At 55.9% G+C, this 25,590-nt stretch carries 22 protein-coding genes; 5 read left to right on the top strand and 17 right to left on the bottom strand.

Annotated features, from left to right (window positions below; genetic code table 11):
• Positions 1–3: 3 nt before the first annotated feature.
• From rsxD to blr, 8 genes are all read right to left on the bottom strand, one after another.
• Positions 4–1,056 carry an electron transport complex subunit RsxD gene (rsxD, locus tag ACMYSO_RS03295; RefSeq protein WP_434669295.1) on the bottom strand — a complete coding sequence of 351 codons (1,053 nt, stop codon included), beginning with the start codon at positions 1,054–1,056 and terminating at the stop codon, positions 4–6.
• Positions 1,057–3,354 carry an electron transport complex subunit RsxC gene (gene rsxC, locus ACMYSO_RS03290; RefSeq protein ID WP_434669293.1) on the bottom strand — a complete coding sequence of 766 codons (2,298 nt, stop codon included), beginning with the start codon at positions 3,352–3,354 and terminating at the stop codon, positions 1,057–1,059.
• Positions 3,347–3,925, bottom strand: a complete 579-nt coding sequence (rsxB, locus tag ACMYSO_RS03285; RefSeq protein ID WP_123754577.1) for an electron transport complex subunit RsxB — start codon at positions 3,923–3,925, stop codon at positions 3,347–3,349. Before rsxB ends, rsxC begins: the two co-directional genes overlap by 8 nt.
• A 1-nt stretch (position 3,926) precedes the next feature.
• Positions 3,927–4,508, bottom strand: a complete 582-nt coding sequence (rsxA, locus tag ACMYSO_RS03280; protein WP_123754576.1) for an electron transport complex subunit RsxA — start codon at positions 4,506–4,508, stop codon at positions 3,927–3,929.
• Positions 4,509–4,587: 79 nt separating this feature from the next.
• Complete coding sequence (locus ACMYSO_RS03275; protein ID WP_434669291.1) at positions 4,588–5,028, bottom strand: DUF2569 domain-containing protein; 441 nt, start codon at positions 5,026–5,028, stop codon at positions 4,588–4,590.
• Positions 5,029–5,095: 67 nt separating this feature from the next.
• Positions 5,096–5,311 carry a transcription modulator YdgT gene (gene ydgT, locus ACMYSO_RS03270; RefSeq protein WP_123754574.1) on the bottom strand — a complete coding sequence of 72 codons (216 nt, stop codon included), beginning with the start codon at positions 5,309–5,311 and terminating at the stop codon, positions 5,096–5,098.
• Between the two features lie 217 nt (positions 5,312–5,528).
• A complete protein-coding gene (locus ACMYSO_RS03265) occupies positions 5,529–6,899 on the bottom strand; it encodes a GH1 family beta-glucosidase (RefSeq protein WP_434669290.1) in 1,371 nt (456 codons plus the stop codon).
• A 126-nt stretch (positions 6,900–7,025) separates the two neighbouring features.
• On the bottom strand, positions 7,026–7,175 hold the full coding sequence (gene blr, locus ACMYSO_RS03260) for a division septum protein Blr (protein WP_434669287.1): 150 nt from the start codon (positions 7,173–7,175) through the stop codon (positions 7,026–7,028).
• Between the two features lie 191 nt (positions 7,176–7,366).
• Here blr and ACMYSO_RS03255 point away from each other — a divergent pair, with 191 nt between their 5' ends.
• Positions 7,367–8,407, top strand: a complete 1,041-nt coding sequence (locus ACMYSO_RS03255) for an oxidoreductase (RefSeq protein WP_434669285.1) — start codon at positions 7,367–7,369, stop codon at positions 8,405–8,407.
• Between the two features lie 28 nt (positions 8,408–8,435).
• Here the strand turns inward: ACMYSO_RS03255 and add are convergent, their stop codons facing one another.
• From add to yedE, 4 genes are all read right to left on the bottom strand, one after another.
• The gene (gene add / locus ACMYSO_RS03250; RefSeq protein ID WP_434669282.1) at positions 8,436–9,437 is read right to left on the bottom strand and encodes an adenosine deaminase; all 1,002 of its coding nucleotides are present in this window, start codon (positions 9,435–9,437) and stop codon (positions 8,436–8,438) included.
• A 186-nt stretch (positions 9,438–9,623) separates the two neighbouring features.
• The gene (dgcJ, locus tag ACMYSO_RS03245; protein ID WP_434669279.1) at positions 9,624–11,144 is read right to left on the bottom strand and encodes a diguanylate cyclase DgcJ; all 1,521 of its coding nucleotides are present in this window, start codon (positions 11,142–11,144) and stop codon (positions 9,624–9,626) included.
• A gap of 346 nt (positions 11,145–11,490) precedes the next feature.
• Positions 11,491–11,724, bottom strand: coding sequence for a sulfurtransferase-like selenium metabolism protein YedF (yedF, locus tag ACMYSO_RS03240; protein WP_434584507.1), 234 nt, complete (start codon positions 11,722–11,724; stop codon positions 11,491–11,493).
• The gene (gene yedE, locus ACMYSO_RS03235) at positions 11,721–12,932 is read right to left on the bottom strand and encodes a selenium metabolism membrane protein YedE/FdhT (protein ID WP_434584508.1); all 1,212 of its coding nucleotides are present in this window, start codon (positions 12,930–12,932) and stop codon (positions 11,721–11,723) included. Before yedE ends, yedF begins: the two co-directional genes overlap by 4 nt.
• A 395-nt stretch (positions 12,933–13,327) precedes the next feature.
• Between yedE and ACMYSO_RS03230 the strand changes: the two genes are divergently transcribed.
• Positions 13,328–14,356, top strand: a complete 1,029-nt coding sequence (locus tag ACMYSO_RS03230) for a CorA family divalent cation transporter (protein WP_123754566.1) — start codon at positions 13,328–13,330, stop codon at positions 14,354–14,356.
• A 45-nt stretch (positions 14,357–14,401) separates the two neighbouring features.
• Here ACMYSO_RS03230 and ACMYSO_RS03225 read toward each other — a convergent pair whose 3' ends face one another.
• Together ACMYSO_RS03225 and malX are read right to left on the bottom strand one after the other, a co-directional pair.
• Positions 14,402–15,574, bottom strand: a complete 1,173-nt coding sequence (locus ACMYSO_RS03225; RefSeq protein ID WP_434669277.1) for a MalY/PatB family protein — start codon at positions 15,572–15,574, stop codon at positions 14,402–14,404.
• Positions 15,575–15,623: 49 nt separating this feature from the next.
• Positions 15,624–17,216: a maltose/glucose-specific PTS transporter subunit IIBC gene (malX, locus tag ACMYSO_RS03220; protein ID WP_434669275.1), complete on the bottom strand. Its 1,593-nt coding sequence runs from the start codon at positions 17,214–17,216 to the stop codon at positions 15,624–15,626.
• Between the two features lie 176 nt (positions 17,217–17,392).
• Between malX and ACMYSO_RS03215 the strand changes: the two genes are divergently transcribed.
• Positions 17,393–18,421 (top strand): Mal regulon transcriptional regulator MalI, encoded by a 1,029-nt coding sequence (locus ACMYSO_RS03215; protein WP_434669273.1) that lies wholly within the window; start codon positions 17,393–17,395, stop codon positions 18,419–18,421.
• Between the two features lie 25 nt (positions 18,422–18,446).
• Here ACMYSO_RS03215 and ACMYSO_RS03210 read toward each other — a convergent pair whose 3' ends face one another.
• Together ACMYSO_RS03210 and manA are read right to left on the bottom strand one after the other, a co-directional pair.
• Positions 18,447–20,000: a YdgA family protein gene (locus ACMYSO_RS03210; protein ID WP_434669271.1), complete on the bottom strand. Its 1,554-nt coding sequence runs from the start codon at positions 19,998–20,000 to the stop codon at positions 18,447–18,449.
• Positions 20,001–20,098: 98 nt separating this feature from the next.
• Complete coding sequence (gene manA, locus ACMYSO_RS03205) at positions 20,099–21,277, bottom strand: mannose-6-phosphate isomerase (RefSeq protein ID WP_434669269.1); 1,179 nt, start codon at positions 21,275–21,277, stop codon at positions 20,099–20,101.
• Between the two features lie 196 nt (positions 21,278–21,473).
• Between manA and fumA the strand changes: the two genes are divergently transcribed.
• Both fumA and fumC read left to right on the top strand, forming a co-directional pair.
• A complete protein-coding gene (gene fumA, locus ACMYSO_RS03200; RefSeq protein WP_434669267.1) occupies positions 21,474–23,120 on the top strand; it encodes a class I fumarate hydratase FumA in 1,647 nt (548 codons plus the stop codon).
• Between the two features lie 144 nt (positions 23,121–23,264).
• Entirely contained in the window at positions 23,265–24,665 is a 1,401-nt protein-coding gene (gene fumC, locus ACMYSO_RS03195; RefSeq protein WP_434669265.1) for a class II fumarate hydratase, read from the top strand.
• Here the strand turns inward: fumC and tus are convergent.
• Positions 24,655–25,587 carry a DNA replication terminus site-binding protein gene (gene tus / locus ACMYSO_RS03190; RefSeq protein ID WP_434669263.1) on the bottom strand — a complete coding sequence of 311 codons (933 nt, stop codon included), beginning with the start codon at positions 25,585–25,587 and terminating at the stop codon, positions 24,655–24,657. The genes fumC and tus overlap by 11 nt on opposite strands.
• Positions 25,588–25,590 lie beyond the last annotated feature (3 nt).

Raw genomic sequence — 25,590 nt, 5'->3', positions numbered from 1 at the left:
TCCTCAGCGGTGGCCATAAACGCGCGGGCGCGTGTAGTAATCAATCAACGGAACGGTGATGTTTGCCAGCAGTACGGCAAAGGCCACGCCGTCGGGATACCCACCAAAACTGCGGATCAGCCAGACCAGCAGGCCGGCAAGGGCACCGAAAATCAGGCGGCCGCGGTTGGTCGTTGAGGCGGTGACCGGATCCGTCAGAATAAAGAATGCCCCCAGCATAGTTGCGCCAGACAGCATATGAATCTGTGGCGCGGCAAGGCTTTGCGGTGAAAACAGCCAGCCTAGGGTGGCGCACACGGCCAGGCTGAGCAGGAAGCTTAGCGGGATATGCCAGCGGATGGTTTTCTGCCACAGCAAGAACAGGCCGCCGACCAGATAGGCGAGATTGACCCATTGCCAGCCCGGCCCAACCAGTACGCCGCCGAAAATAGGATACTGCATGATCTCTTTAACCTCATGCCCGGCACGCAGGGAGGTTTTAAAGGTATCGAGCGGCGTGGCCTGGCTTATCCCGTCAATGCCCATTCGCAGGGTATGAATGTCGCCACCGCTGGCGGTATGACCGGTAAAGATCACCTGAAGGGCATCGGTGAAGCCTGGGATAGTCGCGGCAATGTCATGCGGCGGGAGCCATGAAGTCATCTGCACCGGGAATGAAATAAGCAGGACGACGTAACCAATCATCGCGGGATTAAACGGGTTGTGACCCAGTCCACCGTACAACTGTTTGGCGATAATAATGGCAAAGGTAGTCCCTAATACCACCATCCACCAGGGGGCCAGCGGCGGAATACTGATGGCTAACAGCAAGCCGGTCAGCAACGCAGAGTTATCGGCAAGGGTGGCGGCAATATTCTGTTTGCGCAATTTGAGGATCGCGGCTTCTGTCCCCCAGGCGGTCAGGGCTGCCAGAATAAGCTGTATAGCGGTACCCCAACCAAAGAACCAGGTCTGGACCACCAGACCGGGAACGGTCGCGAGCAACACCAGCAGCATTATCCGTGAGGTCTGACGCTGGTTATGGGTATAAGGGGAGCTTGCGATTCTGAAAACCATTTATTCCTCGTTAACTGCCTGCCGGGATGTTTTCCTGGCCTGAACACGGGCGATTGCTTCAGCGACCGCGGCTTTGCGCGGATCGTCGTTGGCGGCTGGCGGATGTTGCTCTTGCTGCTGTTCGGCCTTGCGAGCCTTAGCGCGGGCAATCGCCGCTTCGACTGCCGCTTTACGCGGGTCAACGGCGGCGTCGGCCACGGGCTGAGCTTCAGCCTGCGGGGCATTCTGCTGCTCGGCCTTGCGGGCCTTCGCGCGGGCAATCGCCGCTTCGACCGCCGCTTTGCGCGGGTCAACGGCGGCGTCGGCTACGGGCTGAGCTTCCGCCTGTGGGGCATTCTGCTGCTCGGCCTTGCGGGCCTTCGCGCGGGCAATCGCCGCTTCGACCGCCGCTTTACGCGGGTCAACGGCGGCGTCGGCTACGGGCTGAGCTTCCGCTTGTGGGGCATTCTGCTGCTCGGCCTTGCGGGCCTTAGCGCGGGCAATCGCCGCTTCGACTGCCGCTTTACGCGGGTCAACGGCGACGTCGGCCACGGGCTGAGCTTCAGCCTGCGGGGCATTCTGTTGCTCGGCCTTGCGGGCCTTAGCGCGGGCAATGGCGGCGTCGACCGCCGCTTTCCGCGGGTCAACGGCGGCTTCGGTCACGGGCTGAGCATCAGCCTGCGGGGCATTCTGTTGCTCGGCCTTGCGGGCGCGCGCCTCGGCTTTACGCGCCTCGCGTGCAGCAATGGCATCACTGTTGTCCGGTTTTGTGCCGGCCTGGATGACAATCGGCTGTGCGGCATCGCGCTGTTTGTCACGCACCCGGGCCAGCGCGGCGTTGATGGCATCCTGATCTTTCGCCGCCGGTTGTACCGCGGACTGCTTGTGCCGTTCCTGGCGTGCGGCTTTATCACGCTCCAGACGCGCCTGGCGTGCTTCAAATCGGGCTTTAGCTTCCGCCGCGCGTTTCTCTTCCTGACGGATAGCGGTAATCTCCGCTTTTTCCTGGCGGAAGTATTGTACCAACGGAATATTACTCGGGCAGACCCAGGCGCAGGCGCCGCACTCAATACAGTCTGCCAGGTTATGGCTCGTGGCTTTGTCGTGCTGTTGCCCTTTGCTGAACCAGTAAAGCTGCTGAGGCAGCAGGTCGGCAGGGCAGGCGTCGGCGCAGGCGCTGCAGCGGATGCAGCCTTTCTCTTCTTCGGCCTGACCCATTTCATCAACGGATGGCGCCAGCAGGCAGTTGGTGATTTTAACGACCGGAACGTCCAGCCACGGCAGGGTGAACCCCATCAGCGGGCCGCCCATGATCACCATCTGCTCTGCGCTCGGGCAAAAACCGGCGTTTTCAAGCAGGTGACGCACCGGTGTACCCAGTCGCGCCCAGACGTTGCCAGGACGGGTAACCGATTCGCCGGTCAGGGTGACAACACGTTCGGTGAGTGGCTCACCGTCAATCACCGCGCGTTTCACCGCATAGGCTGTTCCAACGTTTTGCATCAGAATGCCGATGTCGGAGGAGCGCCCGCCGTGGGGAACCTGTTTCCCGGTGAGGATCTGCGTCAGTTGTTTGGCCCCACCCGACGGGTATTTGGTCGGAATGACGCGCAGCTCAATGCCGTGGGCATCAGACAGCACCGCCCGCAGCATCGAAATGGCCTGCGGTTTATTATCTTCAATGCCGATCAGAACCTGGCGGGGCTGTAATATGTGGGCCAGGATGCGGATACCGTCAATAATTTGTGCCGCGCAGTCCTGCATCAGGCGATCGTCGGCGGTAATGTATGGTTCGCACTCGGCGGCGTTAATAATCAAGGTTTCGATTTTGTCGCCACCGCCGCGTAATTTGGTTCCCGTCGGGAATCCTGCACCGCCAAGGCCTGCAACGCCGAACTGATGGATGCGCTCAATCAGCGCTTCACGGCTCTTATTCTGATAATCACTCCAGCCGTCGCGCTCGATCCAACGGTCCTCGCCATCGGCATCGATAATCACGCTCATTTCTGCCAGCGCGGAGGGGTGGGCCGTTGAGTGCGGAGCAATGGCGCTCACCACGCCGGAGGTCGGCGCATGCACCGGCAGCATTCGACCCCATCCGCGGGTCAGTGGCTGACCACGCAATACCCGATCGCCCGGTTTTACGCACAGTTCACCCTCGGCACCAATGTGCTGCTTCAGCGGGATGACAAATTGCTGTGGCAGGGGAACCTGGCGCAGTGGCGTCGCGTTAGACTGGCTTTTCATTTCTGGCGGATGAATACCACCGTTGAAATCCCAGATTTTGTCTTTTCTGAATGCGGAGAATAACTTAAACATGTTGTTCCACAGGAATATTGCGTACCGGAATAGTGTGAAGATCCCATTTCCAGGTTTCAGTGGTCGTCGCGACCGGCACCATTTCTATACATTGCGTCGGGCATGGCGCGACACAGAGATTACAGCCGGTACACAGATCGCTCATCACGGTATGCATGGCACGGGTGGCGCCAAGAATCGCATCGACAGGGCAGGCCTGGATGCATTTGGTACAGCCGATGCAGTTGTTCTCGTCGATAATGGCCAGCATGCGGACGGGTTCCTGCGCCTGCTCATCGCCATCAATGGGTTGCGGGTCGACGTTTAACAAGGCCGCGATTTTCAGCATCACCGCTTCGCCGCCTGGGGCGCAACGGTTAATTTTCTCGCCCTGAGTACCGACGGCTTCGGCATACGGGCGGCAGCCCGGGTAGCCGCACTGCCCACACTGACTTTGCGGGAGCAGTTCATCGACTTTTTCGACCACCGGGTCATCTTCTACTTTGAAGCGGCGGGAGGCGTATCCCAGAATCAAGCCAAAAATCAGCCCCAGCAGGCTGATGGCGATCACCGCTATCCAAACAGCACTCATATTACAACTTCACCAAACCACTAAAGCCCATAAATGCCAGCGACATCAGACCCGCTGTCACCAGGGCAATCGCATTACCACGAAACGGCGCAGGGACATCCGCCACCACCAGTCGCTCGCGAATTGCCGCAAACAACACCATCACCAGTGAGAAACCGACCGCGGCGGCAAAGCCGTACAGTGCGGACTGCAGGAAGTTATGGCCGAGGTTTATATTCAACAGCGCCACGCCAAGCACCGCACAGTTGGTGGTAATCAGCGGCAGGAAAATGCCTAACAGGCGATACAGCGCCGGGCTGGTTTTGCGAACCACCATTTCGGTAAATTGCACAACCACCGCGATGACCAGAATAAAGGCCAGCGTGCGCAGATAAATCAGATTGAGCGGGATTAGAATCCAGGTATCAATCAACCAGGCACTGATAGAGGCCAGGGTCATCACAAACGTGGTAGCCAGCCCCATTCCCATAGCGGTTTCCAGTTTTTTGGAGACCCCCATAAACGGGCATAATCCAAGAAACTTCACCAGAACGAAGTTGTTAACGAGGACAGTACCAATAAAGAGCAGTAAATAATCAGCCATCAACTCGACCTGAAAACAGAAAAAGCCGCCTATTATCGAATAAATCGATACCGGCGACAACAGGTTAACTGTGTGGGTATTACGAATTCACGAAAGTTCGCTTAACCCGCTTTGAGCGTTTGAAGTAAGGCACCAGCAGCGCTGCGGCAAGCAGCGGGAACACCAGCTGGCGCAGGGCCATTGCATCGGTGATCGGTGAAAAGGCAAACGCTTTTATCGCCAGCAGCAAAGACACCAGCAGCCAGATAATGTAATGCTTTGGCACCAGCGCCCGTCGTTTGAAAAAGGCAAAGGTTAGCCACAGGGTGTAGTACCACATGCCGATAGCGAACAACAACGAGCCGACCCACAGCAGGAGGTGGCCTGTGCTCATCTCCGACAACAGGGCAAAGGTCCGGGAGGACATCAGCGCGTTAGCAAATATCAACAGCGACAACGACGTGCTCAGCAATGCTACCAGTAGCCATGCCAGTGGGCCCAGCAGCCACCCGCCGATACGTTCAGCAGATTGAGAAGACATTATTTCTCCCGGTTTCGATGAAATGAAGGGCGGGAGTATAAGCAACTGGCATGGTTGAGAACAGGATTTATTGCACGTAACGCCAAACGGATTTAGGCACCTGGCCGATATCGAACAATTTCCCACCGGAAACCAGCTCTGCCCGACGATGATCGGCGGCACGATACATATTGACGATCTCCACGGTGTCGGTCAGGGAATAGTTAAGGTGGTCGAAAAGTTTTTCAAGGCTTTCAAGCGAACTGATTTTTCGAAATTTTAATAAGTAATCCTGAACGGTCATTTGCGTTTCCATTTTATAATCGGAATAAATAAGACGAATAATTTCTGCGCTTAATAAATCAGCGTTCAACGACAGAGCCTGCTTGACGGGTCTGCGTCGAATTATTTCGGTTGCCATGACGAAAAACAAGAACTGATTTCGTTCCTGAGGTAGCCAAAAGATATTTAAGAGTTTTCCAGAGACAGAACAGGCGCCGGACGGCGCCTGGTGGGGAAGATTAACGCTGTTCGCCTCGGGTGGCAATCACGTTTTGATACCAAAAGAAGCTTTTTTTGCGTTTGCGGGCAAGGTTTTGTTGATGGTCAACATACACAAAGCCATATTGTTTTTGATAACCGTTCAGCCAGCTCAGAAGATCAATAAAGGACCACGGATAATAACCGCGGACATCGGCACCGGCCTCAATCGCTTTTTCCAGCGCAGTAATGTGGCTGCTCAGGTAGTCAATGCGCGGATCGTCGACAATCTCGCCATCAATAATAGGGTCTTTGGCTCCTAAACCATTTTCGGTGATATAAATCGGGATATCGCCGTAGCGTTCCTTAATCATCATAATCCCGTCGGTTAGCCCCTGCGGCCAAATCTCCCAGCCCCATTCGGTATAGGTGCTTTGCGGGTTACGCACGAAATGAAACAGCCCGTCCACGCCCGGTTCACCGCCGCTAAGCCCTTCCTGCGGCTCGGCCGAAACGGTTTCACGACGATAGTAATTCAGCCCGATAAAGTCGCAGCGGCTTTCGCGCAGCAGGGCATCATCTTCTGGCGCGAAGCGCGGCACGCCCCACAGCGCCTGGGTCTGTTGGAGCAGCGCTTCGGGGTAGTGGCCTTTTAATACCGGGTCATATAACCAGTGGGTATGCACGGCGTCGGCCATGGCGGTAGCCTGGCGATCGGCGTCGCTATCGGTGAGCGGGGTGTGAGGTTGCAGCACGTTAACGAAACCAATTTCGCCGTTAATGCCGGACTCACGGAATGATTTTACCGCCAGGGCGTGAGCGATGAACACGTGGTGGCACGCCTGGATGGCGCGGGCCGGGTCGCGTACGGCCGGTGGATGGCAGCCATTAATATAGCCATGCCCAATAAAGACAATGGTCTCGTTAAAGGTCGCCCACAGCTTCACCCGGGAGCCATAACGTGCGTAACACAGGCGGGCATACTCCGCGAACGCTTCTGCGGTGCTGCGTGCCTCCCAACCACCTTCATCCTGCAGTGTCTGCGGGAGATCCCAGTGATAGAGGGTGATCATCGGTTCGATATTATGGGCCAGTAACTCATCGATCAGATCGCTATAAAACTGAACGCCGGCTTCATTGATCTCGCCACGTCCCTGAGGGAGCAGGCGCGGCCAGGAGATAGAAAAGCGGTAACTTTGCAGGCCCATCTCCGCCATCAGCGCAACGTCTTCGCGAAAACGGTGATAGTGATCCACGGCGATATCGCCGTTGGTGTTCTCAAACGTCGCACCCGGCTGATGAGCGTAAATATCCCAGATTGACGGGCCTTTGCCGTCAGCGTCGTGACCGCCTTCAACCTGATAGGCTGCGGTGGCGGCGCCCCAAAGGAACTGTTGTGGAAATGCGGACATGATAAAACTCCTTATCAAATGATAAAGAGAGTGTATGAATGTGTTCGCAGTTGTGCAACCGGTTTCAGAAACCGGTTGCACAACTGCGAAGTGGGTCACTGTTTCCCGTCAGAGGGGGATAACGCACTAATGGGGCTGAGCGGTGGAGGCTACCACATTAGCCGGAGGCGGTGACTGGTAGTTATCAATGTGGTGCGCGATAACCAGAAGCAGGGCTGAAACCCCGAAAACAACCCATCCGATAAGTTCTACAATTCTGTTTAAAACGTTCGACATAATTCTAAAATTAAAAGTTAAAGCAGAGCTAAATGTTACTAAACGACGACAGCAACGCAAGAACTACCTGGAGAAATTGTCACGACTGCCGTAAAGATGAGCAGCAATAATACATTAGGAAAGCTAATAAATAAAATGCGTCTTATAGTTAACAGGCAGGGCGAAATCTACCGGTGAACGGGGGTGAGACGATGAGTGACAATATTCAGGTCGGTATCATAGGGTACGGATATGCCAGTAAAACTTTTCATGCGCCATTGATCAGTGGCACGCCGGGAATGACCCTGGCCGCGGTCTCCAGCAGCGATGCAACTAAAGTGCATGCCGACTGGCCCGCGCTGCGCGTCGTCGCCGATGCAGCCAGTTTGCTGAGCGACCCTCATCTTGATCTGATCGTGATCCCGACCCCCAACGATACCCATTTTCCGCTGGCACAGGCCGCGCTGGCGGCGGGTAAGCATGTTGTCGTCGATAAACCGTTTACGGTGACACTGTCACAGGCGCGAGCATTAGAGGCGATGGCAAAAAGCGACGGCAGACTGCTGTCGGTTTTTCATAACCGCCGCTGGGACAGCGACTTCCTGACGGTGAAATCGTTGATTAATGAAGGACTGTTGGGCGAGGTGTGCTATTTCGAATCGCATTTTGACCGCTACCTCCCCCATGTTCGCCAGCGCTGGCGTGAACAGGGCGGCCCCGGCAGCGGGATCTGGTACGATCTTGGGCCGCACCTTCTCGATCAGGTGGTCAATCTGTTTGGCCTGCCGGTCAGTATCCATGTTGATTTGGCACAACTGCGCCCGGGGGGTCAGGCGACCGACTATTTTCATGCGGTACTTGCCTGGCCCCAGCGCCGCGTGGTTTTGCACGGTACGCTGCTGGCGGCGGCAGAAACCGCACGCTATATCGTCCACGGTTCCCGGGCGAGCTATGTGAAATTTGGTCTGGATCCGCAGGAAGCGCGGCTGAAAAACGGCGAGCGTCTCCCCCAGGAGGATTGGGGCTACGATATGCGTGATGGCATTCTGACTCGCGCGGAGGGGGAAGAGCGTCATGAAGAGAGCTGGCTGACTTTACCGGGCAACTATCCGGCCTACTATGCGGCGATTCGCGATGCGCTGAACGGCAATGGTGAAAATCCGGTCCCCGCCAGCCAGGCGATTCAGATAATGGAATTAATCGAGCTGGGACTGGAATCAGCCAAACATCGCGCCACATTGTCGCTGATTTAGCCCGGCAGAACGTCTGACGGGCTACAGGTTAAGCTACTTTAACGCGTTCAATCAGCGCGATTTTTTCCTGAGGACTCAGAAACGCCTGTTCCAGGCCATTGATCTGTGCCTGGCGAATCTGCTCGCGGCTCAGGCCCGCCGCCGGCGCGGCGACGGTATATTCATGAATAATATCGATGCCCTGCACCGCAGGATCGTCGGTATTGATCGATGCCAGCACGCCGTGCTCGAGGAAGGTTTTCAGCGGATGCTGCGCCAGGGAAGCCACGGTGCTGGTCTGAATGTTGGAGGTCAGGCAGGATTCGATCCCAATGCGTTTCTCAGCGAGATAATCCAACAGCGCCGGATCCTGGACGGCTTTCACGCCGTGACCGATACGTTCGGCACCCAGCTCGCGAATGGCCTGCCAGATGCTCTCGGGTCCCGCGGCTTCACCTGCGTGAACCGTAATGCGCCAGCCGGCATTTCGTGCGAGGGCAAAGTGATCGGTGAAGCGCTCGCCGGGAAAACCGAGTTCATCACCGGCCAGGTCGAGTGCGGTAATGCCATCGCGATGGGCCAGCAGGGCATCCAGCTCTTGCTGGCAGGCGGCTTCGCCGAAGGTGCGGCTGAGAATACCAATCAGACGAGCATCGACCTTAAAGTCGCGGCTGCCTTCACGGACGCCGGCAATGACCGCCTCGACCACGCCGTCGACCGGCAGCTGGTGGGTCATCGCCATGTAGCGTGGGGAAAAACGCAATTCAACGTAGTGCAGGCCGTTTCGCGCCGCATCTTCCACGTTTTCATAAGCCACACGACGGCAGGCTTCCAGCGAGGCGAGGACTTTTACACCCCAGTCCAGCTTGGCGAGGAAACTTACCAGGTCAGGTTCATTGCTGGTGACCTGGACGTGCGGGATCAGGGTATCAAGCGTGGTTGCCGGAAGCGCGATATTGAACTGGCGGCCAAGATCGAGAATAGTTTGGGCACGGATATTGCCGTCAAGGTGGCGATGAATGTCTGTTAATGGCAAAGTTGAATCAATCATGGTCGCACTCATTTTTAGGTAAAGTGCACATCATTATACAACATCTGTTTAATCATTTAAAAGTATCAAAGAATCGACAGCGACCATTCGTTTGATACTAACAGCGGCGTGCAAATGGGGATTAGCGGCGATAATGATATATATCACCATCGCCTGTGCCGTCCTGCTAATTCTTGCTGGCGAGCCTTAGCGGTATTTGTCTCTTTTTTGTACATACAGCAGTTTGTCGGATTTTTTTATCGCCGTTTCCAGTGAATCGTCGGGCTCCATTTGATGATTACCGTGTGAAAAAGCCACCAGTTTGTCTATATCGGTATGCTGTAAATGTGCTTTAATTCTTGCGATGATCTCCAGACTTTTTCTGTACGGCGTATCGATAAGGATCAGGATAAACTCATCGCCACCGAGGCGGATACCGTAATCACTTTTACGAATAGATTGTTCAATGGCCTGGCCCAATAGCTGAATGACTTTGTCACCCACGTCATGCCCGCGGGTGTCATTGATTTTTTTCAGACCGTCGCTGTCAATAGATACCACGGTCACCGGGATTTTTTTACCGACAGCCATCTCTATCTTGCGGTCCAGCGCATCGTTGAGCACTTTTCTGTTGTACAGGCCGGTCAGGGTATCGGTGATGTTATCTTTTGACAGCATGGCGTGGCGGGCCATTTGTGTTTTGGTATAGCGGCACAGCAGCCAGGTGCTGAGGAGGTAGAGGACCGCCAGCCAAAGGTTATTGAGAATAAAGTAAAGCAGATCCATTTTGATATTTAAAATATAAAATGGAGTCAGCTTCTCTTTATATTTTATAATGTTGATGGTTTTTATTTTCGAACGATGGAAGTAAATGTCATCACCGGTCGACCGATCGGTGACGTACAGCGATAAGAAACGCCAGAGTACCGGTCGGTCAGCGGTGTAAAATGAGGTGGCAAGATCCTCAATATTAACATCAGTCACGATAACCCCTTTAATCATGCCGTTTTGAAATACCGGGGTTAACATACTGATAATGTTTTTCTTGGTATACCCATCCTGATATACATGCGAGATTATATTTTCGCCATGCAGCAAATCATTGAGCGCACGAGGATCGATATTAATGGTGTGGGCGCTGCGGGTGATATCAATCAGGTTATCATCGCGAACTAACCAGTTATCAAAACGATACTGGTTGGTATCAATGACCTGATTAATGTAAATATAGTTGTTGGCCAGATCGATATAATATTTGATGTTATTAAACACATACCCTCGATAGTTGGAGAAGGTATATTTTGAGGCCGACTGATGATAGTCGCTCTGGATGATGGAAAGTGCGGAAACATCACGTCCCCAGACATGGCAATCGGGGTTGCGGGTTTGTAAGGTGCCGCTTAACCCCTGGAAGGTCTGGCGGGTCAGATTCAGCCCGGAAACTCCGTTCACCGATTCAAGATGTTCACAAACCGTGCGGGCTTTATCATTATGCCCGTCAGACATTAACGGGGCGGCAGAAAAGGCTCTCGAGAGCTGCAGCGCCATATGCTGGTTGATGTATTCGGTATGGGAGAGTGCGGACTCGCCGTTTTCCGCCACATAGCCCATGTATCTTTCCAGATCGCGATATTCACGCAGGATTAATCCAATGAATATCGTCGTGGTCAGAATGATGGTGAGAATATTGATATAGCGATAGCGTAGGGAAAGCGTGGTGTGTTCCATATTAGATGACCTGTCCGCCAAAGAGGTTCATCAGTCGCCGGAACCCAGGTAAGGTGACATTTCCATGCATAACGTCTCCCATGAGCAGGTTAACAACAGTGTGAAAAGTAAACGGCATGGTGCTTTTTGTTCCTCATCCTTAAGGCGCATCGGGTGGTTGTCAATATCGATTCAGCAGTATTAGCACTAATGACAATGCCCGAGTGTTTTCTATAAATTGAAATTTTAGGCTTGTAAGGTGGATATTTCCAGTTAATTAAACCAGTAATTTAGTTTATTTGCCAAACATCATGATGACGAGGGCAGGCCGGGTACGGACCGTGTCCGGCCCGGCCTGAGTCAGGGCTTATTTCTGGATTAAATAACGGATAGTTGGCCCATCTTGTTGGATATCCAGAACCGTATAGCCGTAGTTTCGAGCATCCTGGGGAATGTTGTTGATCGATTGTGGGCAGTCGCTGACCACTTCCAGGATCTCCCCTTTTTTGAGCGAAGGCATCGCTTCAAGGGTCGCCACGGCCGGATAGGGGCAGGGTTCACCCACCATGTCGAGACGATAATCAGGCACGATATTGTTCATGCGGCATCCTTAGCGTTAACGGCAACCAGCGATTTCTGGCGGAAAAAGTGTTTCTCCCAGGCGATGACCAGCATCAGGGCGATAAACAGCAGCAGGTAGGTGACCAGCAGGCCACCAAACGGACCAAAGGTGGTCAACAGGTTGACCTTATCCCAGTTTGTCGCCAGCGCGGGTGACAGATCATCCCAAAAGTAGGCCAGAATCGTTGAGCCAATCACGTTACCTAACCCTACCCACCAGTAGTGGACCTGGCCTTCAACGGCGCGATACATCCAGCCGGTTTCGCAACCGCCGGCCAGCACGATGCCAAAGCCAAACAGCAGACCGCCGATAACTGCATTAGGACCAGCCCACATGATTTTAGGCTCCATGCCCAGCTGGACGTAGCTGAAAATCCCAATCGCACTGGCGGCCATTCCGAAGATAATCGCTTTCGCCATATAGGTGCGCCCGGTGATCCACATGTCGCGGAACGCCGAGGTAAAACAGATCTGCGCACGTTCAATCAGCAAACCGAACCCAACGCCAAACAGCATCGCGAGACCCAGTTTTGGCCGGTCGATGGCGGTCAGCAGGCCCCAGGCGATCATCGCGAAGAACACCAGCATCCCGGCACGAAAACGACGGCGCGCCTGGGCAGGTTTTTGCGTTAACGGCGACGCCGCGCTGACTTTTTGCATCCTGACCGGAATGCGAAAAATAGGTAGCAGGGTAAAACGGGCGCCAAACCAGGTACCGATCGCTGTGGCGATGGCAAAAAACCAGGCGTGCAGGGAAAACTGAGGGATACCGGTAAAAAAGGCCGCGAGATTACAGCCCATCGCCAGACGTGCACCAAAACCGGCAATGATCCCGCCGGCCACCGCCTGAAAAATGCGAATGCGGCTGCGCGGCAGGCGCAGTTTGACGTTGTTGGCCCACAGTGCGGCGGCAAAACAGCCGCCGAACATGCCGATAATCATCATCCCGTCGATGCGGGTGAGCGGCGTGCCTTCAAGGTGGATCAGCTGGTAATAGCCCCACTGTTCGGTATGCACGCCGACAAGTTGCAGTAACTGCCCGCCCCAGCGAGTGAATTCACCGGTAACGGCCCAGAACGTACCGGTAATGCCGAAATAGTAGGTGGAGAGAATACCGGCGGCGATCACCGCGGGAGCTGGCGCCCAGAATTTAATCAGGTAGGCCTGTTTGAATTGTTGCCATGTCATAAAAAATGCCTCTGAACTCAGAAGGTAAATCACCCCGGGCGGGGTTAAAGAAGGGGGATAATACGCCGCTCAGGACGTTAAAACGCTCGACCGGATCAAGGGAGCGGTGCCGGCGACGATACGATGTGGCTCTGCGAACCTTCTGCTGCCGATGAGATGTCAGTCTGGTGTCCGTTTTGTGAACAAATCATTACCCTTGCCTGACTCTGAAAAATAGCGAAATATACTCGTTATCCTTCGGGCTGCCTCTTTGTTGGCTGCGCATAGACACCCCAGTCACATAGTCAGCTATGCTGCTGGGGATTTCTTCCTTTGCCGCCTCGATGCATCTTGAATGATTTTGTGTAGATGCTGTTATTCGCTCTGAAAGTGCCAGATGAAATCCTGAGGGATATATGAGTCAAGATGTCGCCGGAAAGATGTTAAAACCCGATTTTGATCTGGAAGTCTCCGGACTGGTGCATGGATTTCTGTTTCGTGAAGGCCAGGTTCCACAACAAATCAACTCCCATGAGGTCTGCGCCCGATACCAGCAACTGGACGGTGAAAATGATTTTGTCTGGCTCCACCTGAACCTCAATCACGCCACCGCTGAGAAATGGTTGACCAGCCATTTTCCCGTCGATGACTTTTTCTTCGAAGAGATCCGTGATGGTTCTCATACGACGCGGATTGAGCGGCAGGATGAGATCCTGTTTGCCGTTCTCAACGATGTCATTTTCCACCCCAAAGAGGCGACGGCGGAAACCTCAACCCTGTGGCTTTACTGCAGCCAGACGCTGGTGGTGACGGCCCGCTATAAACCATTGCGTTTTATTGAATGGATGCTGCCACGACTGGCGACCTTGAAAGTGAATGCTTCAACCGGACTGCTGGCGTTCTTGCTGGAAGAGCAGGAAGAGGTGCTGGAGCAGGTGGTCAGGCAGGCCAGCCGCCGCGTCGATGCCATTGAAGAGCGCCTGCTCAGCAACCATGTGCAGCGTAACCGGGCAGACCTCGCGCGTTTGCGGCGTATGCTACTGCGTTTTCAGCGCCTGCTGGCGCCTGAACCGGCGGCGATGTTCCGTCTGCTGAACCGCCCGCCGGCGTGGATCGATCGCGCCGTGGTGCAGGAGTTCCGTCAGTTCACCGAGGAGTTTACCGTGGTGCTGAACGATCTCTCCGGGCTGACTGAGCGGATTAGCCTGTTGCAGGAAGAGATCAGCGCCCGACAGATGGAGCAAAGCAACCGCACGCTGTATACCCTGACGGTGATCACCGTGCTGGCGTTACCCATTAATATCGTGGCCGGTTTTTTTGGCATGAACGTCGGCGGAATACCGCTTTCGAGCAACCATCATGGCTTTATTCTGCTGGTGGTCATTGTCGGCGTGTTTACCCTCGGAGCCGGATATCTGGCCTTCCGGCGGCGGGATGATTTGTAGGGAATCGAAGAGGGAGCGCGCAGCCGAAACTGCGCGACAGGGTGATTACGCTAACGTGCGCAGGGCGGCAATCAGCCCGTTAACGCCTTTCTCCAGCTTTTCGCGAGGACAACCGGCGTTGAGGCGGAGGAACCCGACCCCCTCTTTGCCATAGGTATAGCCCGGCATAATGGCCACCTTTTGTTCTTCGATTAGCACGTTCTGCAGGGTGCGATCGTCGATAGCCAGCGGGCGCAGGTCGATCCACGCAAGATAGGTCGCCTGCGGCGGCTGCCAGTTTAGCTGCGGGAACGCCTGATTGAGCGCCCCGGCGATGTAGCGCATATTGTCCTGCAGGTAGGCCCGTAGCGCATCCAGCCAAGGGGCTCCTTCCCGGTAGGCGGCAACATGGGCAACCAGCGCCGGCACCGACGGCGAGGATAATCCGTCGCGGCTCTTCAGGGCGGTGAGATACTGCTCGCGGGCACAGGCGTCGTCGATCAGGCCGTAAGCGCCGGTAAAGGCAGGAATATTGAAGCTTTTGGAACCTGAGGTGAACAGCGCCCAGGGGCTACGGGCCACGTCGCACCACGGCGTATGCCGGTTTTCACCCCAGACCATATCCATATGGATCTCATCGCTGATAACCTTCACACCATGCTTTTCGCACAGCTGCGACATCGTTTCAAGCTCTTCGCGCTGCCAGACTTTACCGGTGGGGTTATGCGGACTGCACAGCAGCAGCACGGTGTTGCGCGGTTGCGCCAGCGTCTGTTCGAGCAGGGCCATATCGCACTGCCACTGGTTATCCTTTAATGTCAGCGGGACCGGCGCGACCTGACGCTGATTGCCCTCAATGGTTTTATAGAAGGCATCATAGGCGGGGGTGTGCACCACCACGCCGTCGCCTGGGCTGGACCATTGGCGGATCATCTCTGCCACCATATAGATAACCGACGGGCCATAGACGATGGTGTCGCTGTCTACCGGGGTGTGAAAACGGCTGGCGTACCAGTGGGTCACCGCGCCGAGAAACTCATCGTTTTTCCAGCGGCTATAGCCGAAGACGCCGTGAGCAAGGCGTTTACTGACGGCGTCAAGAATGCAGGGGGCAGTGGCGAAATCCATATCGGAGATCGTAAAGGGCAGCAGATCGGCTGCGCCGAAGCGGTCGGCAACGTAATCCCATTGCGTACACCAGGTACCGTGGCGGTCGACAGGCGTGGCAAAATCAAACATCTGAACTTCCTTAATTAACGCCCCCTCCAGACTCAGAGGGGGCTGGCATTTATGCCTGGACGGTATTCATCAGTACGGCCATTTCATCTTTCACCGACTGAACCTGCGGGCCAATGACGACCTGCAAATTATGCTGGTTGAGCTGCACAACGCCGATGGCACGGTTGGCTTTCAGTGCAGCACTGTCCACTTTACTCATGTCATGCACCGACAGGCGCAAACGGGTAATGCAGTTATCGAGAGAGACGATGTTATCTGCGCCGCCGAGGGCGGCCAGTATCGCCGGGACGTTGTAACCTGACTTGCCGGTTACGCCGGAGACGGCTTTCTCGAAGGCGGCATTGGTTTCGATATCGCGACCCGGCGTTTTGAGGTTAAAGCGGGTGATGGCGAAACGGAAGATGCCGTAATAGACCGCGAACCAGATGGCGGCCACCACCGGTACCAGATACCACTTGGTCGACAGGCCGTGCAGAATACCGAAGACCACGAAGTCGATCACGTTACCGTCAGTATTGCCGATGGTGACGCCGAGCACCGCCATGATGGTGAAGCCCAGGCCGGTCAGCAGTGCGTGAATCACGTACAGTACCGGGGCCACGAACAGGAACAGGAATTCCAGCGGCTCGGTGGTGCCGCCGACCACGCAGGCAATCACCCCGGAAATCAGCAGCCCTTTGATCTTATGACGGTTCTCTGGGCGGGCGCAGTGGTACATCGCCAGTGCCGCACCCGGCAGGCCGCCGAGGAAGGCCGGCATTTTACCTTGCGACAGGAAACGGGTCGCGCTTTCAGAGAATCCGTGGGTTTCCGGGCAGCTCAGCTGTGCCTGGAAGATAGTCAATGCGCCGCTGACGCTATGACCGCAGACGTCCATGGTGCCGCCCGCCTCGGTAAAGCGGATCAGTGCAACCAGGATGTGGTGCAGGCCGAACGGCAGCAGTAAGCGTTCACCGGTACCGAAGATCATTGGGCCGAAATCACCGGCGCTGTTAATCATATGACCAAGGGCATTGATACCCATGGCAAACACCGGCCAGACCAGCGGGATCGCCAGGCCGACCAGCCCCAGTACCACAGTGGTGATAATCGGCACAAAACGGGTGCCGCCAAAGAAGGCCAGCGCATCCGGCAGGCGGATATTATGAAAACGCTCGTGCAGCATCCAGACGATGATCCCGGCGATCACGGCGCCGAGGATCCCGGTGTCGATGGACTGAATACCGATAATATTCTGGATATTATTGGCTTTCAGCACCGCGGCATCGGTGGTTGGCAGAATGCCTTTGGCGGTGAGCCAGAAGTTAACCGCCAGATTCATCACTGCGTAGCCGACAAAGCCGGCAAAGGCAGCAACGCCTTTATTTTCACGCGCCAGGCCCAGCGGGATGGCAATACAGAACATGACCGGCAGGAAGCTAAAGGCGAAAGAGCCGACTTTGCTCATCCAGATAAACACCGCCTGCAGCAGCGGAATATCGAGCCATGGCAGCAGGGTGAGCACATCATGACTGCTTAAGGAACTGCCGATCCCCAGCATGATCCCGCAGAATGAAAGCAAGGCCACGGGCAACATAAACGTTTTTCCTAGCTGCTGGAAAAACTCCCACAAAGTAATTTTTGGTGCCGTTTTTGCCGTCATTAACACGAATCCTGTTTATTTTAAGTTATGGGTAAGGTGTAACGTGACGGAAAGATAAAACGTTTTATCATTTTTTAGTGCGATAAAAATCACATAATCAAGCGATGATAACGTTTATAAAGATAACCCATTGATAAAACGTTTTATCGACCGCCGAAGGGAGACGGTTGCAGAATATGGCTATCGCAAAAAAGATCACCATCAATGACGTTGCACAAGCGGCCGGGGTGTCGGTCAGCACGGTGTCGCTGGTTTTGACCGGCAAAGGCCGTATCTCATCGGCCACCGGCGAGCGCGTCAATCAGGCGATTGAGCAACTCGGCTTCGTGCGTAATCGCCAGGCGTCCTCGCTACGGGGCGGCCAGAGCGGGGTGATTGGCCTGATCGTCAGCGATCTGTCAAAGCCCTTTTACGCCGAGTTGACCGCCGGCCTGACGGACGCTCTCGAGTCCGACGGGAAAATGGTGTTTTTGACCCAGGGTGGTCACCGTGGCGAGAAAATGCTGCAGCGCTTTGAAACCCTGATTTCGCAGGGGGTCGATGGGGTTATTATTGCCGGAGCGATCGATAAAGGCGGTGAACTACGCGATCGTGCGGCGCAGGTCGGAATGCCGCTGGTGTTTGCCTCCCGCGCCAGCTATCTCGATGATATCGACCTTATTCGCCCGGATAATATGCAGGCGGCCCAACTGGTGACCGAGCATTTGATTCGTCGCGGCCATCAGCGCATCGCCTGGCTGGGGGGGCAAAGCGCCTCATTGACCCGCGCGGAGCGGGTGGGCGGCTACTGCGCGACCCTGCTGAAGTACGGCCTGCCGTTTCACAGTGAATGGGTGGTGGAGTGCGACTCCAGCCAGAAACTGGCGGCGGAAGCCATGATCACGCTACTTCGGCAGAATCCGACCCTGACCGCAGTCCTGTGCTACAACAGCGTCATTGCCACCGGGGCGTGGTTTGGTCTGATGCGTGCCGGGCGCCAGAGCGGCGAAGACAGCGTCGAAAGCTTTTATGAACAGCGGGTGGCGCTGGCTGCCTTTGCTGAGGTGCCCGAAAACGCGCTGGATGATGTGCCGTTAACCTGGGTGACAACCCCGGCAAGAGAGATGGGACAAAGCCTGGCGGAGAGCATTCTGCGTCGGATTGACAACGGGCAACTGAGCACGAGAAATCAGATTATGCCCCCGCGGCTGGTCACCCGAAAATAGCCCCTGAGCAGGGGCTATCGGAGGATTACTGCTGCGGTACTGCAGGCGTCACCGGCGGCACAAGTTCTTGCGGCTGAGCGTCCTGCGGCGCGCTACCAGGTGCTGTTGGCAGCGCATAGCCAAACATGCTGGCAAACTCATCCAGCGGCATCTTCTGGCCGTTCAGGGTAACCTGCCCGTCAGCGTACTGCAGGCTGGAGGTAATCGCGTTGTCTTCCATGGTGGTGATGCGGAACATCTGGCCCATGGCCGCCATCCCTTTCACCTGCTGGTCAGCCAGCTTCGCGGCGTCTGCCGGCTGATAACCTTCAAGGCCGGCGATCTGGGTCATAAAGGCGGTGGCCATATCAACCGGGATCACCAGTTTGCTATCGAGCGATTTCACGCTGCGGTCCACTTCATCCGCCAGGGTTTGCGGCTCGGTGGTGGTTTGCGCAGGGTCTTTCAGCAGGATTGACATATTAAAGGTGCTTTCGCCCTTGGCATTGCGCCAGCTCAGCGGCGCTACCGTCAGGGAAGGGTTACCTTTCAGCAGAATCGGCAGCGCCTTAAAGAAGGTCTCGGTCAGCGCCTGCTGGTACAGCTCCGGGTTCTGCGTTAGCTCAGGGTTGGCCATCAGCGCCTGGGCTTCGGTGTTGTACTGCTGGCTGAACTGATGCCAGGCCTGGCCATCAAGGTTTGCCAGCTTCACGGTCAGCTTACCGCTACCGATATCCTGGTTTTGCAGCTTCAGGCTGTTGAGGGTGTAATCCAGCTGGCTGTTGATCCCTTTGCCATCGTCGGTCAGTGAAGACTGGCCGTCAATGTTCATGCCTTCCAGCAAGGCCAGCTCTTTCCCTTCAACACCGATCGACAGTTTTTCCAGCGCGATTTTTTGCTTACCGATACGCTCGTTGAAGCTGGTCATCTCGGTTGCGCCGTCGGCCTTCAGGTTGCTGAAGCTCAGCTGCACCTTCTGATTGTACTCATTCAGCGCGTTGATCTGGCCGCCGCTCGCGTCGCCGGTGAGGCTGACGGATTTGCCTTCGGCATCGGCATTCAGCTGGAACTGGCCGCCGCTGAAGGTGACTTTTTCATCCCCCTTGGCATAGTCCAGCGGTTTCAGCGTAATAGCTGAACGGCTATCGCCGCTGTAAGCGATGCGGGTATCGATAATGAACGGGGTTTCGCCTTTAGCAATCTCAAACAGCGCTTTGCTGGTGTCGTTATTCACCAGGGTGGTATTAACGGAGGCCATCGCTGGCGCCAGCTGACCGGATTTCAGCGCGGCCAGCGGGAAGGGACCGTGATCGACCACTTCATCAAAGACCAGACTCTGCCCGGCGGCGAGCCAGCTGTGTTCTTTACCGGCAATCGGTTTCACCACCAGTTGCAGACGGCTGCTGAACAGGCCGCGCTGATAGTTCTGTGAGGCGAGTTCAACGCCGGCTTCCGGGGCGCTGTTCTGAAGCTGTGCATTCGCTTGTTTCACGACTTCGGCGAGATGATTTTCCAGCTGTTTCCCTGTGTACCAGGCGCCACCTGTCCAGATAACACCCAGAGCCACGATAATTCCTGCTGCGACCAGCGTTTTCTTCATAGCATTTGTCCATAAATAAAACCAGGCGGATTAGGCCGCCTGGTCATGTTGTCATGATGTGGGAAAGTCTAGCAAGCGCGGCTAAAAAGTTCAGTAACTTACTTGAGCTTATTGAAGACGCGCGCCACGCGGCCGCTGCCGCTGACCTCTACCGGAGATTCATTGCAGGCAATAAATGCCGACTCGCCAGGTTTCAGGGTCAGGCGCTGGTCGCCTTTGCACAAGACCGCTTCGCCTTCCACACAGAAGACGATCGCGGCGCTCTCTTGCGCAAGAGGAGCCGCCTGTGCTGACAGGTCGTGCAGGGAGAAGGCGAAATCATCAACCGGAATCGGGAAGTCCAGTTCTGTCGCCTGCTGAACCGGCTGAGTCAGCAGCTCATCTGCCGGTTTAGCCACGAATTTCACGTTGGCGACCAGTTCCGGAATATCGATATATTTCGGCGTCAGGCCGGCGCGCAGCACGTTATCGGAGTTAGCCATGACCTCCAGCGCGACCCCTTGCAGATACGCATGTGGGGTTTCGGCGAACAGGAACATGGCCTCGCCGGGGTTCAGCTTGACGACATTGAGCAATAAAGGAGAGAACAGGCCGCTGTCGTCCGGATAGAACCCGGCGATAAGCTTAATGGTCTGCCACGGTTCACCCTGTTGGCTGTCCAGCGCCGTCTGCAGGACACGCAGGGCCTGCGCTTTTTCTTCGCCCTGCATGTTCAGCAGGCCAGCGAACAGCTGGCTTAAATGTTGCGCATCCGGATGGCTCAGGAACTCGCCAATGGCCGGGTGGGCGTTGGCGACAGGCTGCAGCAGGGCGGCAATCTCGGCAAACTCACGGAAGGCATTCATCGCCAGGAACGGCGTCAGCGCAAAGACCAGCTCCGGCTTATGGTTCGGATCTTTATAGTTGCGTTCAGCAGCATCAAGTGGAATACCGGCAGCGTTCTCTTTGGCAAAGCCAATCTCAGAGGCCTGTTTGTTCGGGTGGACCTGAATAGACAGCGGCTGGGCGGCGCAGAGCACCTTAAACAGGAACGGCAGTTCGCCGAAACGCCGGGCGACCTTGTCACCGAGCAGCGCCGATTTGTCGCCATCAATGACGTCGCGCAGCGATTGTGTATTGCCGTGAGCATCGACAATCTTTGAGCTGCTCTTCGGATGAGCGCCCATCCACAGCTCCGCCATCGGCAGGTTGTCCGGGTTCGCGATGCTGTACAGTTCTGTTAAGGCGGTATGACTTCCCCAGGCATAGTTCTGCACTGAGTTAATGAGTTTTTGCATTCTCAATCCCTGTTTCCACGTGATGATAATCGTTCTATTAAACCAGCAAACCGCTGATAAGCAACTGCTGAAAGAAAAAGTCGTCCTTGTCTCAGTTTTTGTTAAAAATTTGTGTAAAATTGATCGACTCGCTTTTCTACAGGCAAATGGAGTGTCTGCCTGAAATATAATCAGCCAAGCAGTAAGTGAGAGCACAATGTCGAATAAACCGTTTGTTTATCAGGATCCTTTTCCCCTCAAAAAGGATGACACCGAGTATTATCTCCTCAGTCGTGATTACGTCTCTGTCGCCGAGTTCGCCGGCCAGGAAATCCTCAAGGTAGAACCCCAGGCACTGACCCTTCTGGCACAGCACGCCTTCCACGACGCCTCCTTTATGTTACGCCCGGCACATCAGCAGCAGGTTGCCGATATCCTTAGCGACCCGGAAGCCAGCGAAAACGACAAATATGTCGCCCTGCAGTTCCTGCGCAACTCCGATATTGCGGCCAAAGGCATTTTACCGACCTGCCAGGATACCGGGACGGCGATCATCACCGGCAAAAAAGGTCAGCGCGTGTGGACCGGCGGTGGTGACGAAGCGGCGCTGGCGCAAGGGGTCTATAACACCTATATCCAGGACAACCTGCGCTATTCGCAGAATGCCCCGCTGGATATGTATAACGAGGTCAATACCGGCACCAACCTGCCGGCGCAGATCGACCTCTACGCCACCGATGGCGACGAGTACAAATTCCTGTGCATCGCCAAGGGCGGCGGCTCCGCTAACAAGACCTATCTCTACCAGGAAACCAAAGCGCTGATCACCCCGGCGAAGCTGAAAAACTACCTGGTTGAGAAGATGCGCACCCTCGGTACTGCGGCTTGCCCGCCGTACCATATCGCCTTCGTGATTGGTGGGACCTCGGCGGAATCGACTCTGAAAACCGTCAAGCTGGCCTCGACCCACTATTACGACGGCCTGCCGACCGAAGGGAACGAGCACGGTCAGGCCTTCCGCGACGTGCAACTGGAGCAAGAGCTGCTGCTGGAAGCGCAGAACCTCGGCCTCGGCGCGCAGTTTGGCGGCAAATACTTTGCTCACGATATCCGCGTTGTGCGCCTGCCGCGCCACGGCGCCTCCTGCCCGGTCGGGATGGGGGTATCGTGCTCTGCAGACCGCAATATCAAAGCCAAGATCAACCGCGACGGTATCTGGCTGGAAAAACTGGAAAGCAACCCTGGGAAGTATATCCCGGAAGCGCTGCGCCAGGCCGGTGAAGGCGAGGCGGTCAAGGTCAACCTCAATCAGCCGATGAGCGAGATCCTGGCCCTGTTGTCGCAGTACCCGGTATCGACGCGACTGTCGCTAAGCGGCACCATCATCGTGGCGCGCGATATTGCTCACGCTAAGTTGAAAGAGCTGTTGGATAACGGCGAAACGCTGCCGCAGTACGTCAAAGACCATCCGATCTACTATGCCGGTCCGGCGAAAACCCCGGACGGGTATGCTTCCGGATCGCTCGGCCCGACTACCGCAGGGCGGATGGACTCCTACGTCGATCTGCTGCAGTCCCATGGCGCCAGTAAGATCATGCTGGCGAAAGGCAACCGCAGCCAGCAGGTGACTGATGCCTGTCATAAGCATGGTGGTTTCTACCTCGGCAGTATCGGTGGCCCAGCGGCGGTGCTGGCACAGCAGAGCATTCGCAGCCTGGAGTGCGTGGCGTATCCGGAGCTGGGAATGGAAGCTATCTGGAAAATTGAAGTGGAAGACTTCCCGGCGTTCATTCTGGTGGATGACAAAGGTAACGACTTCTTCCAGCAGATTCAGACCTCGCAATGCACACGCTGTGTGAAATAATCCTGGCCGCCCTTCGGGGCGGTTTTTTTATGTCGCTTAGCGGCACGAACCACCAATCCATAATTAAAAATCTGACCAATACTGTAGGTTTTAAAGCAGGTGAGCCTTGTCACAACGACTGACTTTGTATTCAAGGAGAAAGTAATGACAACGCATCGCAGTGAAAAAGACTCTATGGGCGCGATTGAGGTGCCTGACGACAAACTCTGGGGCGCGCAGACCCAACGTTCGCTGGAACATTTCCGCATCTCGACGGAAAAAATGCCGGGCGAACTGATCTATGCGCTGGCGCTGACTAAACGGGCGGCGGCGCGGGTTAACCAGGATCTGGGCCTGCTGGGGGCGGAAAAGGCGGAAGCTATCATGAGCGCCGCCGATGAAGTGCTGGCGGGGCGCCATCCGGATGAATTTCCGTTGGCTATCTGGCAGACCGGTTCCGGTACCCAGAGCAACATGAACATGAATGAAGTGCTGGCAAACCGCGCCAGCGAACTGCTGGGCGGCGTGCGGGGGATGGAGCGTAAAGTGCATCCAAACGATGACGTGAATAAGAGCCAAAGCTCCAACGACGTTTTCCCGACCGCGATGCACGTAGCGGCAATTATCGCTCTGCGTGAAAAGCTTATTCCTCAGCTACGGACGCTGACCCAGACCCTCAATGACAAATCCACCGCGTTCAACGATATCGTCAAAATCGGCCGCACCCATCTGCAGGACGCCACGCCGCTGACTCTCGGTCAGGAGTTCTCCGGCTGGGTGGCGATGCTGGAACATAATCTTCGTCATCTGGAGCTGTGCCTGCCACACCTGAGCGAGCTGGCGCTGGGAGGGACGGCGGTGGGGACCGGGCTGAACACCCATCCGGAATACGCCGTTCGCGTTGCGGCGGAACTGGCGGCCCTCAGCGGTCAGCCGTTTGTGACCGCGCCGAACAAGTTTGAAGCCCTCGCCACCTGCGATGCGCTGGTGCACGCCCACGGCGCGTTGAAAGGGCTGGCGGCCTCGTTGATGAAAATCGCCAACGATGTGCGCTGGCTTGCCTCCGGCCCGCGCTGCGGCATCGGTGAGATTGCGATTCCGGAAAATGAGCCCGGCTCCTCGATTATGCCCGGCAAGGTCAACCCGACGCAGTGTGAAGCGCTGACGATGCTCTGTTGCCAGGTGCTGGGGAACGATGTGGCGGTCAATATCGGTGGGGCTTCAGGTAACTTTGAGCTCAACGTCTACCGCCCGATGGTTATCCATAATTTCCTGCAGTCCGTCAGGCTACTGGCTGACGGCATGGAGAGCTTCAATGAGCACTGTGCCGTCGGGATTGAACCCAATCGGGAGCGCATCAACCAGTTGCTCAACGAGTCCCTGATGCTGGTGACCGCGCTAAATACCCATATCGGCTACGACAAAGCGGCTGAAATTGCGAAAAAGGCCCATAAAGAGGGGCTCACGCTGAAAGCCTCTGCACTGGCGCTGGGCTACCTGACGGAAGCTGAATTCGACAGCTGGGTGCGCCCAGAAGAGATGGTCGGCAGCATGGTTACTCGTTAGCCAACCACAGGTGCAGCCGCGGGATCAGCAATCTCAGCGACTGCGCCTGGGGTTTATAACGGTATTGCACATTGTCACTGTCATAATTCAGCAGTTCTCCGAGATCCGGTACGCTCACCCCGCGCGTACCGGATATCAGCGCAATCAGCGGGCCAGGGCAGGCGTGCTGCACCTGTTTTTGCGCATCCGCGTACCACACTCGAGCAATCGGCTGCACTTTCACCGGCCGTTTAATCTTGAGTTTTGCCCGCTGCGGCAGGGCGGCGATATCCTGATACTCCCGCTCCAGCTTGCTTTGCCACTGCTCGCGCGTCCATGGCGGAACCGCGCGCGGCGATTGCAGGCTTTTTTCCAGCTGCGCCAGTACCTCGTCGCGGGTGAGATTTTTAATGACGTGTTTATTGGCCCAACCGAAGCGAATGGTGCTGGGATCGCTTAAGACCGTCAGGGTGCGGTAAGCGCTGAGGGTGATAAGCCCCGGTAGATGGCGGTGGACCCACTCAAAACGGGCGGCGGCAGGCAGGCCGGATTCAACGGTGACGATCTTCTCGAACGCCGCTTTCAGGGCGTTGATACGGGCAATGTGCTGATGCAGCACCACCTGTTGCTCGCCGTCAGCCTGCAGGCAGATAGCGCCGGGCAGGCGGACCGCAGCTTTGCTGCTCCGGCGTTCCGATTGCTGCTGAATAAACAGATGGCTGTAATGGCGCAGGCTCATCTCGAGCGCGGTTTGACCGAGGTGCTGGACCACCTGGATCGTTTCCAGCGGCAGGTGTTCCGTCTCCTTGCTAACGGCAGGCAGCTCAAAGACCCGGGCGGCCAGCAGGCGGCAGTCACGCAGGCGCTGCTGGAGCTGCTGTAGTTCGCGCTCCAGCTGGCGGAAGGTATCACTCAGACGTTCAACGAGGTCATAGTCAGCCATTAC

This window comes from Klebsiella sp. B345, from assembly GCF_051131735.1.
Lineage (GTDB): Bacteria > Pseudomonadota > Gammaproteobacteria > Enterobacterales > Enterobacteriaceae > Klebsiella.
Note: the sequence above shows the minus strand (reverse complement) of the source record. Positions and strands in the feature narration are given on the sequence as shown.